The following is an 11768-nucleotide window of genomic DNA, read 5'->3' as shown; positions in this document are numbered from 1 at the left end:
TTACAGCGTCTGAGTCCACAGAAACAGGCCGCTGCCCGCCAGCGCCAGCCAGGGGCCGAAGGCCAGCGGCTGATCCAGGGACTGGAGGGTGATCCGCCGTTGCAGCAAGGTCCAGATCAGGCCGCTGGCCGAGGCGCACAGCAGCGTCTGCGGCAGGATCTGCCAGCCTGACCATGCGCCGAGTGCCGCCAGCAACTTAAAATCTCCGTATCCGAGCGCCTCTTTGCCGGTCAACAGGCGAAACAGCCAGTAAACCGTCCACAGCGATAAATAGCCCGTCATGGCGCCGATCACCGCTTCGCTGAGCGGGACAAATGTGCCGTTGAGATTAAACAGCAGACCGGCCCACAGCAGCGGCAGAGTCAGCCGATCCGGCAGGAGCTGAGTCTGGCCGTCGATGATCGCCAGCACCAGCAGCGTGGAGAGCAGGATCAGCCCCCCCAACAGCGGCAACCCCGGCGTCAGCAGATATCCGGCCAGCACAAATAGCAGTCCGCTGGCCAGTTCCGTCAGCGGATAGCGCTGGGAAATGGGCGCCTGGCAGCAGCGGGCGCGTCCTTTGAGTGAGAGATAGCTGAGCAGAGGAATGTTATCCCGCCAGATGAGAGGCCGCTGGCACTGGGGGCAGAAGGAGGCGGGAACGCACAGGTTGAATCGTGCGGACTTTTCCTGCCGCATCATCAGCGGCAAACGGTGGATAACCACGTTAAAAAAGCTGCCAAACGTCAGGCCGAAAATAAACAAAAATCCGCCCCATAACAGGGGGAACTGCAACGAAAATGCGCTAAGTAGCGTCATGATGTCTCCTGTGATTACCATTTCCCCTGCAGCTGCCAGGGGATGCGTCCCTGCTCATCCTGGCGCTGATGTTGGGCAACGAGCAGGGTGAGGAGGGCTGGGGTTGACTGACGTGTCTGCAGCTTGCCGTGAAAGGCGTAGCGACCATCGGGGCTCAGGGTGCCCTGGCCAGTGAGGCTGAGCTGATGAGAGTCCTGGCTGAGGGTGAGCGCCAGCGCCCCTGCGGGCGTGCAGCTAAATTTGCCGCTTACGCGGGCCAGCTCGAGGGAGCCGGCCGGGGAGCTTAGCTGCGCTTCCTGCCACTGCAGGCGGCCGCCGGACACCTGCTGGCAGCCGGCCTGGTTAAAGCGACCTTCCGACAGGTTCAGGGCGATCTGGCCGCTGGCCTCGGCCGGCAGCGCCGGCGTGAGCCAGCGCCTGGCAAGGTTGGCGGGGATGGTCAAAAGGCCGTTCTGCAAGCGGAGCGTGGTCATTCCATAGAGCGAGACGTGTCCGCGTAAGCCGTCGGGATCGTCGAGCGTGACCCGCCAGCCGGGAAGGCCGGAAGAGAAGGTCAGCGTCCAGCGAAGGTGGGCGAGGCGAACGCCGCGCCAGGCTAACTGCCGGGCCTCACCGTGCCAAACGGTTCCGCTGAGCTCGCCGACTCTGACGCCGTCCGGCAGGGCGAAAGTCAGCAGACGGGCCGGCGCAGTCAACAGCAGCCAGCACAGATACATTCCCGCGAGCAGCAGGCCGAACGCGACTTTACGGGGCATGCGGACGCTCCAGCACCAGGGTCGTCACCGTCACCCAACCGGGTTGCGTCGGTTGAGCGCTGACGGCCAGAGAAGAGGCGAAGATGCCCTGGCGGGCGAGGGCGTCCAGCCATGTCATCAGCGCCTGAAAAGTACAGGCCGGCAAGGTCACGTTCACCCGGGCGCCCTGCGGCTGTAGCCGGACAATCGCCAGCTCCAGGCGGGTGGCTTCACGCATGATGGCGGCGGAGAGATCCTCCTTCGTCGCGGTCGCGGCCCCCGGTGTCTGGCGGGCTAGCTGCTGGAGCCGGGGCGTTTGCTGCTGCATCCAGCGCAGGGTTGCCTGCTCTCTGATGAGCGTTTGTTGCCAGCGGGCTTCCCGACTGAGCCACGGCTGCCAGAGCGCGTACCAGATGATGCCCACCGACAGCAGCAGGCCCATGCCGATTAACAGGCGCTGTTCGCGACGGGTGCGCTGTTGCCATAACATAACCCAATCAGCCATCGTTGCCCTCCAGCGTCAGACGCCCTTCAATTCCGTCGGGGCGGGGTTTCATTTCTCCTGTCCGCACGCGAAAACCGGCCTGTGCGCGGGTGGTGAACTGCTCCAGCGCCCGTGAAGAAACCGCCGAAATATCGAGCTGAAGCGCATTGCGCGCGGCATCCCAGGTCAACGACCGCAGCTGAATCCCCGGGGTGTCGGAGACCATATTTTGCAAGCTGCGAATATGGGCGACCAGCGGTGAGGCGGCGGTTGTCGCTTCCAGCTGGTGCAGGTGCTGCTGCATCTGCAGGCGCGGGTTGATAACGTTTTTATCGTTTTTGAACCACTGGCGATAAAACGCCCGGCTGGCCTCCTGGGCCGCATCCGCCTGGCGGCTCAGGGCAAGGTGGTCAAGCACGGCATTGGTGCTCCACAGCAGCATCAGCGCTGCCGCCGCGGCGAGCGTCGGGCGCCAGCGCCGGCCGGCCGGCTGCCAGCGACGCTTTGGTGCAAAGGTCCCCTGACGTAAACAGATCTGCCGGGCCGCCGGGTTCGCCGCCGCCAGAGCGAGCACATCCTGCGGTGCGAGCGCGCGCCAGGGGGCGGAGATGGCAGGCGGTGGGGAATAGCAATCGATCGGCGGCAGCGTTTCCCAGGCCGCGAGTACTTCCGCAAGCCACGGGGTTTCTACCGCCATCCCGCACCAGGCGTCCTGGCGAATCAGCCATTGGTCATCGGCCTGTACCGCGCTCCAGCGATCGGGGAGGCAGGGCAGCGTCAATACATCCGGCGTCAGCGCGAGAATATGAAGCCGTAGTTCGTCGCAGCGGGCGAGCCAGGCGGCCATCTTCTGCCGCGCTATCGCCGCGACGGCACAGCGCTCACGCTGACGGTGGAGCAGGGCGAAGTGGGTCTCGTCGACGTCGGTGGCCAGCTGCTCTTCCAGTAAAAACGGCACCACCTGTTGTGGAGCTTTGCGCAGACCCGCCGGGAGCGTGACGTGGTGGAAGGCGCAGTCGCTGGCCGGGACCAGTACCCAGGCGGGATAGCGTTGCGCCAGTTCGGGGAGCGTAGCGTCAGCGCCGGTGGCGGACCACTCGCCGCAGGCTTCCCGTTGCGGGTCACCCGGGCAGACCAGTCGCCAGGCGACGGGGCGCTCGGGGGCAGCAAGACGCACAATGAGCATCTCTCGCTGTGCGGTTTTATCGTGATTCATCGGCCACCCTATAGAGTCCATAATGCCGCTGGATAATACGGAAAGTACGACCTTCTTTTTGCAGGACACTCCGCTGCTGATAACGCGTGCTGCCCATCACCACGGTGAAGGCGGCCACAAACCGTTGACTGTGAACCGTCAGCCACGGGCGGGCGGCGGCGGTATCGCTTTGCTGTAAAGCTGGCAGGGCCAGGAAAGCGGCAACGCTGTTCCAGCCGCTGCGCGGGCGATCCTGCAGCAGCTGGCGCGCCTGCTGGAGATTGACTCCGGTAGGAAAGAGCGCCATCAGCAGCGGGGCCTGGTCTACCCTGAGCGTATTGACGTTGAGCTGCAGGGCGTCGTCCGGCAGGGCGCAAACAAAGGGCAGCAGGCGCAGATACAGCGCGGCGTCCATTCCGGCAATCAGCCGCAGTTCGCTGACGTCCTGGATCTTCTGATTCGCGGCGAGGTATCCCGGCGAGCGCGCCATGTATACCTCATCTTCGCCGCCGTTGAGGCGCGGCTCCCGGTCGCCATCGATCCAGTCGCGCAGCGCGGCGGTGAGCTGAAGCGCCCGTAGCGGCTCTTCGCCGAGGTTTTCCAGCAGGCGGGTAAAGGCGCGCGCCGGCCAGGGGATCGCTTCGCTTTCCTCGCCGCTGCCGTGGTTGATAGCATTGAGGTTAAAGCAGGCCTGGCCATCGGTGATGATCGCGTTAATCTCGCCGTCGTTGACCGTGAAGCGGCGTCCTTCCTGCGCCCAGTTTTGCGCCAGATGGGTTTGGTTCGGGGAGTCCAGCGCATCGCGCTGAAGCAGCGCGGCGGCCATGGTTTCCGCGCCTAGCGCATACCATTTCGCCTGCAGGTTATCGAGGGTGGTGGCGGTTTGCTGATAGAGGCGCGCCGTACGCTCGGTCATCGCGCTTGCCAGCACCATCATCAGGGCCAGGATCAGCAGTACCATCAGGAGCGCGACGCCGCGCTGTCGGTGGTTCATTGGCTGGCTCCGGGCGTTATCAGAAACAGGCGCGTGATATCCCCGTAGCCATCCAGCGTCAGGGTGACTTCGAGGCCCTGGGGCAGGCTTTGCGTGTTGTCCCAGCGCTCCTGCCAGCGGCCATTGGCATAGAAGCGTAGACGGAAGGCCTGGATGCCATCTTGCAGGACGTCCACCGTCGGTTCGACGCCGGTGAGCGGGTCCTGCTGATCATAGCTCAGCCGTTCCAGCTGCTGCTGGCGCAGACGGTAGCTGACGTTCTGGATCTCGGAACGCGGCAGCATCCCCAGCGGATTCGGCCAGCCGTTGCGGCTGAAGGCTATCGCCCAGTCATCGCTGTTGAGCTGAAAACGTCCGGCAAAAAAGAGGCTGGCGCTCTCGCGGCTGCGACGCGGGATAATCTGATTGAAGTCGGCGGCCATCTGGCTGAAGGTGCGTTGCAGCGCCTCAACGTGCAGCGTTTTTTCCCGGGTCAGGCTATCGGCGCGGAGGACGTTTTGCAGAACCGCCATCGCAGCGATGCTCAGCGCCGCCAGAATCGCCAGCGCCAGCAGCATCTCCACGAGAGTAAAACCGCGCATCGTGCGTATCATCATGGCTGAGTCACGTAGGTACGTAGCGAAGCGATCGGGGTCTTATCACGCTTATCGTGACGGACCTCGACATCCAGCGCGCGTAGCTGCGGGATCTCCGTTTCCACGCCTTGCCAGCGGATATACCAGCGGCTTCCCGCCGCCTGTACCTCGGTTTCCGAGCTGCTCAGCGCCGGCCAGCGGTTTTCCAGCTTCAGCTGCACCAGCTGGTTATCGGCGAGCCAGCCGGCGAGGGTTTTCTCTTCCATCCGCCCCATGTGGCGGGTCTGCTGGAGGGTCGCCTGCATGACGGAGAGCCCGGCCAGGGCGAAGACCACCAGGGCGACCATGACTTCGATGAGCGTCATTCCGGATTGTGCTTTCATCGTCCATCATCCTGTCGGGCTGAGCGGATTGCGCCGCGGGCATCGACGGCAATCCCTTCGGCGCTGCCGATCTGCAGCTGAAACGGCGTGACTTCGCCGCCGGGAAACAGCAGGACATCGGGCTGTTCGCCCGGCGTCCATTGGGCATCATGCGGGAAGCTCAGGGTCAGTTTTCCCGATGCGACCTGGCCTGCGGTGGCGACGCGGCCCGGCGGCAGCGGCAGCCAGCGATAACCGTACCAGCTCTCCTCCGTAGCGGGATTCGCCGCAGCGTCATCGCGCGGTTGCAGCAGCATAAACTGCCAGCGATCGGGGTGAATCGAGATGCCAAAGAACTGGCCGGTCTGGAGCCCGCGTTCGCGGATAAAGCGCAGCTGCGTCTGAAATCGCTCAAGAGTGTGCGCCGCGTCATCCTCGCGTGATGTCGGAAACGCCAGCATCACCATGCCCGCGCTGACGCCCATCAACAGCAAAATGAGCATCATTTCCAGTAACGTGAAGCCGCGCTGTCGCACTATTTTTTCCCGATATTCCAGTTGCCAATATCGTCATTGGTATCCGGCATCCCGTCAGGGCCAACGCTAAACACGTCGATCTGACCGTGCTGGCCGGGGCTGAGCAGCTGATAGTCGTTGCCCCACGGATCCTGAGGCAGACGGCGGATATAGCCGCCCTCCGGGTAGTTACGCGCCTGCGGCTCGGCGGCAGGCCGGCTGACCAGCGCCTGGAGACCCTGCTCGCTATTGGGGTAGCGACTGTTGTCCAGTTTGTACATATCCAGCGCCCCCTCCAGCGCCACCAGATCGCTGACCACCTTCTGGCGATCCGCTTTTTCTTTGTTGCCCATTAAGTTGGGCACCACCAGGCTGGCGAGAATGCCGAGGATGACAATCACCACCATAATTTCCAGTAACGTGAAGCCGCGCTGCCGTTGCATATTTTTCTCCATTAAGACAATTACATACTCATAAGGGTGTTGAGTTGCAGGATCGGTTGCAGGATCGCCAGAACGATAAACAGCACCATTCCAGCCATTGCCACCACCAGCAAAGGTTCAAACAGGCTGAGCGCCATCTGAATTTGCGCGCTCAGTTCGCGGTCCTGGTTGTCGGCGGCACGTTCGAGCATGCCGTTGAGTTCTCCGCTCTGTTCGCCGCTGGCCACCATGTAGCGCATCATCGGCGGGAAGAGGGCGGTCATTTCCAGGGCGCGATGCAGGCTAATGCCTTCGCGTACCGACTCCGTGGCCGCCTCCAGCTGGCGGCGTGCCCACGCGTTGCTCAGCACTTCCGCGCTGATGCGCATCGACAGCAGCAGCGGAACGGCGCTGGCGTTCAGAATGCTTAAGGTTCGGGCATAGCGGGCGCTGTTGATGCTGCGGGCGACCCGACCGATCAGCGGCAGGCGCAGCAGCTGTTTGTGCCACAGCAGGCGTCGCGCGGGCTGACGTAAGGCGTAGTGCAGCAGCAGGCCTCCGCCGATCAGCGCCAGCAACAGCCAGGGGCCGGCGGTGCGGACCAGATCGCTGAGGGCCATCAACAGGCGGGTTGAGAACGGCAGCGCCTGCTTCATATGGACAAACTGATCGACGACTTTGGGCACCACCGTGGAGAGCAAAATGGCGATCACGCTGATGGCGACCAGCGTCAGGACGATAGGGTAGATCATCGCCTGCAGCAGACGGGCGCGCAGCTGCTGGCGCTGTTCGGTATAGTCCGCCAGTCGGTTCAGGACGCTGTCAAGATGACCGGAAGTTTCCCCGGCGGCCACCATGGCGCAGTACAGCTGATCAAAACAGCCCGGATAACCGCGCATGGATTCCGCCAGCGAATGGCCTTCAAGCACCTTGCCGCGCACGCCCGCCATCAGGGTCCTGAGAGGGGCTTTTTCGCACTGCTGCGCCACGGCATCCAGCGCTTTCTCGAGCGGGATGGCGGCCGCCACCAGCGTGGCCAGCTGGCGGGTCAGCAAGGCCAGATCGCTGGCACTGGTGCGCCGCGTCAGCAGCGATCGAGGGGAGCCCGGCGTTGCCTGCGCGACGGCGTGAATCTCAAGGAGCAGCCAGCCTTTTTCCCGCAGCAGCTGGCGGGCGTGACGGGCGGAATCGGCCTGCTGCACGCCGCGCTGGGTTTTGCCATGCTCATCGAGCGCCTGATAGCGAAAGACAGCCATTTTAGTCTGCTTCTCCCGTGCGCTGTTCGGTCACTCTGACCACCTCTTCCCAACTGGTGATTCCGGCCAGCACCTTGTCCCGCCCGGCATCCCGCAGAGTGGTGTAGTCCGCCCCCAGCTGCTGAATCAGCGTTAATTCATTTTCTCCCCGGTGGATGGCCATGCGCACCCGATCGTCAACCCGCAGCAGTTCATGGATCCCGGTACGTCCGCGATAGCCGGTAAAACTACACTCCGCGCAGCCGACCGCCCGCCACAGCGGCGTTCCGCGGGCGATGGCCATTTGGCCGGCGGTTTGCGTATCGGCCGGCTGCGACTGGCGGCAGTGCGGGCAAAGGCGGCGCACCAGACGCTGCGACATGACGGCCAGCAGCGACGTGGAGAGCAAAAACGGCTCGACGCCCATATCCTGCAGACGCGAAATGGCCCCCAGCGCGCTGTTGGTATGGAGCGTGGAGAGCACCAGATGTCCGGTCAACGAGGCCTGCACGGCGATCTGCGCCGTCTCGCCATCGCGAATTTCCCCCACCAGCACCACGTCCGGGTCCTGACGCAAAATCGCGCGCAGCCCGCGGGCAAAGGTCATCTCCACTTTGGTGTTGACCTGAGTCTGGCCGATACCCTCCAGCTCATATTCGACCGGATCCTCGATGGTCATGATATTGCGCTCCCGGGCGTCGAGCCGGCTGAGGGCGGCGTACAGGGTGGTGCTTTTGCCTGAACCGGTGGGGCCGGTAACCAGAATGATGCCGTGCGGGCGAGCCATCAGATCGTCGACCTGCTGCAACAGCGCGGGAGGCATCCCCAGGGTGAGCAGATCGAGGTTGACGCTGTTTTTGTCCAGCAGACGCAAAACCACGCGCTCGCCGTAACTGGAAGGCAACGTTGAGACGCGAACATCAACGGCGCGCCCGCCAATGCGCAACGCCATGCGCCCGTCCTGCGGAATGCGTTTCTCCGCGATGTCGAGGCTTGCCATGACCTTAATGCGGGAGATCAGCAGGGCGGCGAGGCGGCGCTGCGGGCGCAGGATTTCGCGCAGGACGCCATCCACCCGAAAGCGAATTTGCAGATGACGTTCGTAGGTTTCGATATGAATATCCGAGGCTTTTTCTTTGATGGCCTCGGTGAGCATGGCGTTAATCAGGCGAATGATCGGCGCATCGTCCTCGCTGTCCAGCAGGTCGTCGGTATCCGGCAGCTCTTCGGCCAGGGTGTATAAATCCAGCTCGTTACCGATATCGGCCATCATGCGCCGGGCTTCCGCGGAGTCCCGCTGGTAGCTCAGCACCAACAGCTTTTCAAACTCTTCAGCGGAGAGATGTTCAACGGCGATCGGACCATCCGCGACCCGCCGCGCCTCCAGCAACGCCTGAGCGGGCGTGCTGCGCAGGCAGTGGACCCGAGAGGCCGCGCCATCGCTGAGCAGCACGATATTGTGGGCGCGGGCGTAGACGAAGGGCAGCAGCGGGCGGGACTCGGTTGCTGGCGTCATGGCTTGCCTCCCAGGTTGAAGGCATCGATGGCGGCGCTTATCTGGCGAAAAGCAACGGTGTCCTGCTGCGGGTAGATATGCAGCCGATCGTCACTCAGCAACGCCTCGTTGTTCTCTTTGCCGCGCTGTTTAGTCTGGGCTTCGTTAAAAGCGTTGTACTGGCCCGAAGAGGCCTGACGGTAGCTATCGCGATCGCGAATGATCGTCGGGCGGATAAACAGCATCAGGTTCCGTTTGGAGACTTTCTTACTGCTGGAGCGGAAAAGGGCGCCGATAACCGGAATATCCCCGAGCAGAGGGACTTTATCCGCCGTATCGGTGACGCTTTTGTCCAGCAGTCCGCCGACCACCACCGTTTCGCCGCTGCCCACCAGCACCGCATTATTCACCGTCCGGGTGTTGAAGGTGGCCCCTAGATCGGAGCTGGTGCTGGAGGCGGAGTCGGCGACGCTGGAGACCTCCTGTTCGATCTCCAGCAGCACCGAATCGCCTTCGTTGATCTGCGGTTTGACCTTGAGCTTGATACCGACGGTTTTACGTTCAACGGTGTTGAAGATGTTATCCCCGGAGGTGGTTTGCGAGCCGCTGAGCACCGGGACTTCCTGGCCGACGTTAAAGGTGGCTTCCATGTTGTCGAGTGTGACAATGCTGGGGGTCGCGAGAATATCGTTTTTGCTGCTGCTGGAGAGCGCGGTCAGCAGCATCGCCCAGTTGCCCTGGTAAAACCCGGCGGCGATGCCGTTAAACGAGCTTAACGCGCTGGCAAGCGAAGTGGTGACCGTGCCGTCTTTGTTGTATTGATTGGCGCCGGCAATCACCGTCGACATCGGCAGACCGCTGTTGTTGAACTGGGTCATCCCGGCATTTTTGTTGGCCCACTGGACGCCGAGATTGAGGCCGTCGGCGTCCTGGACTTCGGCAATAATCGCTTCCACCAGCACCTGCGGACGACGAATATCCAGCTGGGCGATCACCCGCTCAAGATCGTTCATCACGTCCGGCGCGGCGGTGACAATCAGGGCGTTGGTCTGACCGTGGGCCTTGATAATGATATTTTTATCCAGCGCGGCCACCGGTTTCGCGCTCTGTTTGTCGCTCTGCAGAGTGCTGCTGATGCCGGTTAACACTTCCACCAGATCGGCGGCTTTGGCGTACTTGAGGTAGATGACTTTGGTATTGCCCTGGACCGCCTGCTGGCGGTCGAGCTGTTTAATCATGGTGATGATGCGCTGCCGCGAATTCGGCTCGCCGCTCACCAGTACCGAATTGGTGCGCTCGTCAGCGACTACGTTCGCCACCATCGAACCGGGAAGCGCGGATTTACTGGTGTCTTTGTTTAGCTCGGTGACCAGTTTGACTACGTCGGCGGCGGAGGCCCAGGATAGCGGGACCGTCACTACGCTGCGATCGCCCGCGTTATCGACGCGTTCGACAATGGTCAGCAGGCGTTTGATCACCGCGGCGCGTCCGGTCATCAGCAGGACGTTAGAGGGTTCGTAGTGCACCACGCTGCCCGCGCCGGCGTTATCGTTGAGCTGGCGCAGCAGCGGTGCCAGATCGCGGGCAGCCACGTTGGTCAGCGGAACCACGCGGGTCACGACTTCATCCCCTTCACCGGGGGCGGCATCGCTGGCGACCGGGACCGCGGCGGTTTTGGCATCTTTCGAACGTACCACTTTAAGCACGCCGTTATTCATATTGATAACGGCAAAACCATAGACATCCAGTACGCTGAGGAAAAACTGATAATATTGCTCTTCGTTGAGCATATCGTAACTACGGACGGTAATGGTGCCGCGTACGCTGGGATCAATGATGACCGTTTTATTCAGGTTCTTGCTCACGGTATTAATAAATTCCTGAATATCGGTGCCCTTAAAGCTGGCGGAGAATTCTTCCGCGTGCAGCGGCCTGAATAGCAGCGAACTGAATATCATCAGAGTGGTGAAAATCAGGCGGAAAATCGTTGTCTTTGCCAATTATTCATCCCTCAATGCTAAATAGATATCTTGTCGCTGGCCTTCGCGTTCGACGGTTAGCGTTATTTCACTGAGCTCCGGGAGCTGTTTTAATGCCTGCTGAGCCTGTTGCCGATCGCGAAGATCAAGCCCGTTCAAGGCGACCGCCAGATCGTTTTCATGTAAACCCGATTCACGGAAAAGCGTGGGGTCTTTGCCGGGATTAAGTCGATATCCGCTGAGCTGCTCGTTAACCATAACCGGGGAAATATTGAGGTAATTAAGGATATTTTGCGGCTGCTGGCGAATCTTGCTGAGTGGTGAATTAAGCGCGGTGTCAGGGGCGCCTGCGGCTTTCATCGAGCCGTCATCCGCGAGTAAAATCGCTTCATTTCTGCCCCGGTAGTTGACAATAATGCGATCGCGCAGAATCGCGATAATCCGGGCTTCATTACCCGGTGTGCTGTCGCCGGTCATCAGGCTAACCTGTTGATTTCCTTTTGCCATTATGACAATCGAACGAGCCGCGTCGCTGCTGGCGAGCAGGCCGGTAATCCGCAGTTTAAGGGACGAGAGCGGGGCCTGGTCAAGGCTCTCGTCATGGGCCGATGATTGCGGCTTTTTTTCTGCGCGACCGAATAGCGTGAATACCGGTAATTCCGTTTTTGGCGCCGGGATGAGCGGGGAGATCTCCGGCGCGTCATTCATCTCAATAGCCGGAGAGTATGCAGGGAGTATCATTCGCCAGCTTAATTTTGCCAGCTGTTGGCCAATCAGTAATAAGGTGACGAGCATGGCAATATGCGGTGCGTAATGCATGTGTTTTTTATTTATTAGTGTTAACTGCATCACAGAAATATATCTTTTTATTCCGTTGCTCATTTTATTTCCCTCGAGGCGATACAGTACCCCTACCTATATTGGTGGGTGGTTTTTTTATATTGCGAGCTTTTATTGCGAGAAAGCGGATTTGTCGTCGT

At 61.3% G+C, this 11768-nt stretch carries 13 protein-coding genes; all 13 read right to left on the bottom strand.

Translation table 11 applies throughout. From position 1 onward, the window contains the following. Genes AC007G_RS15880 through gspC form a run of 13 tightly spaced genes read right to left on the bottom strand, consistent with a single transcriptional unit; the run spans position 1 to position 11670 of the window. Positions 1–798 carry a prepilin peptidase gene (locus tag AC007G_RS15880; RefSeq protein ID WP_142630727.1) on the bottom strand — a complete coding sequence of 266 codons (798 nt, stop codon included), beginning with the start codon at positions 796–798 and terminating at the stop codon, positions 1–3. A gap of 14 nt (positions 799–812) precedes the next feature. After that, the gene (locus AC007G_RS15875) at positions 813–1553 is read right to left on the bottom strand and encodes a type II secretion system protein N (protein ID WP_142630726.1); all 741 of its coding nucleotides are present in this window, start codon (positions 1551–1553) and stop codon (positions 813–815) included. Beyond that, on the bottom strand, positions 1543–2037 hold the full coding sequence (gene gspM / locus AC007G_RS15870; protein ID WP_142630725.1) for a type II secretion system protein GspM: 495 nt from the start codon (positions 2035–2037) through the stop codon (positions 1543–1545). Before gspM ends, AC007G_RS15875 begins: the two co-directional genes overlap by 11 nt. Further along, positions 2030–3232: a type II secretion system protein GspL gene (gspL, locus tag AC007G_RS15865; RefSeq protein ID WP_032697282.1), complete on the bottom strand. Its 1203-nt coding sequence runs from the start codon at positions 3230–3232 to the stop codon at positions 2030–2032. Before gspL ends, gspM begins: the two co-directional genes overlap by 8 nt. Beyond that, positions 3219–4205 (bottom strand): type II secretion system minor pseudopilin GspK, encoded by a 987-nt coding sequence (gene gspK / locus AC007G_RS15860; protein WP_479466622.1) that lies wholly within the window; start codon positions 4203–4205, stop codon positions 3219–3221. The genes gspL and gspK overlap by 14 nt, the downstream gene beginning before the upstream one ends. Continuing rightward, entirely contained in the window at positions 4202–4798 is a 597-nt protein-coding gene (gene gspJ, locus AC007G_RS15855) for a type II secretion system minor pseudopilin GspJ (protein WP_032689567.1), read from the bottom strand. Before gspJ ends, gspK begins: the two co-directional genes overlap by 4 nt. Continuing rightward, on the bottom strand, positions 4798–5163 hold the full coding sequence (gene gspI / locus AC007G_RS15850; RefSeq protein ID WP_032689434.1) for a type II secretion system minor pseudopilin GspI: 366 nt from the start codon (positions 5161–5163) through the stop codon (positions 4798–4800). Before gspI ends, gspJ begins: the two co-directional genes overlap by 1 nt. Continuing rightward, positions 5160–5678 (bottom strand): type II secretion system minor pseudopilin GspH, encoded by a 519-nt coding sequence (gene gspH / locus AC007G_RS15845; RefSeq protein WP_032689433.1) that lies wholly within the window; start codon positions 5676–5678, stop codon positions 5160–5162. Before gspH ends, gspI begins: the two co-directional genes overlap by 4 nt. Next, the gene (gene gspG, locus AC007G_RS15840; RefSeq protein ID WP_112150119.1) at positions 5678–6100 is read right to left on the bottom strand and encodes a type II secretion system major pseudopilin GspG; all 423 of its coding nucleotides are present in this window, start codon (positions 6098–6100) and stop codon (positions 5678–5680) included. The genes gspH and gspG overlap by 1 nt, the downstream gene beginning before the upstream one ends. Before the next feature lie 20 nt (positions 6101–6120). Further along, positions 6121–7335, bottom strand: a complete 1215-nt coding sequence (gene gspF, locus AC007G_RS15835; RefSeq protein ID WP_047664070.1) for a type II secretion system inner membrane protein GspF — start codon at positions 7333–7335, stop codon at positions 6121–6123. A 1-nt stretch (position 7336) separates the two neighbouring features. Further along, positions 7337–8830 (bottom strand): type II secretion system ATPase GspE, encoded by a 1494-nt coding sequence (gspE, locus tag AC007G_RS15830; protein ID WP_142630724.1) that lies wholly within the window; start codon positions 8828–8830, stop codon positions 7337–7339. Beyond that, positions 8827–10767: a GspD family T2SS secretin variant PulD gene (gene pulD, locus AC007G_RS15825; RefSeq protein WP_046853156.1), complete on the bottom strand. Its 1941-nt coding sequence runs from the start codon at positions 10765–10767 to the stop codon at positions 8827–8829. The genes gspE and pulD overlap by 4 nt, the downstream gene beginning before the upstream one ends. Positions 10768–10809: 42 nt before the next feature. Then, positions 10810–11670 carry a type II secretion system protein GspC gene (gene gspC, locus AC007G_RS15820; RefSeq protein WP_046853080.1) on the bottom strand — a complete coding sequence of 287 codons (861 nt, stop codon included), beginning with the start codon at positions 11668–11670 and terminating at the stop codon, positions 10810–10812. Positions 11671–11768 lie beyond the last annotated feature (98 nt).

The sequence above is a fragment of the Klebsiella sp. CSG-1 genome, from assembly GCF_056521145.1.
The sequence above is the reverse complement of the archived record's forward strand: the minus strand, read 5'-3'. Positions and strand labels throughout refer to the sequence as shown.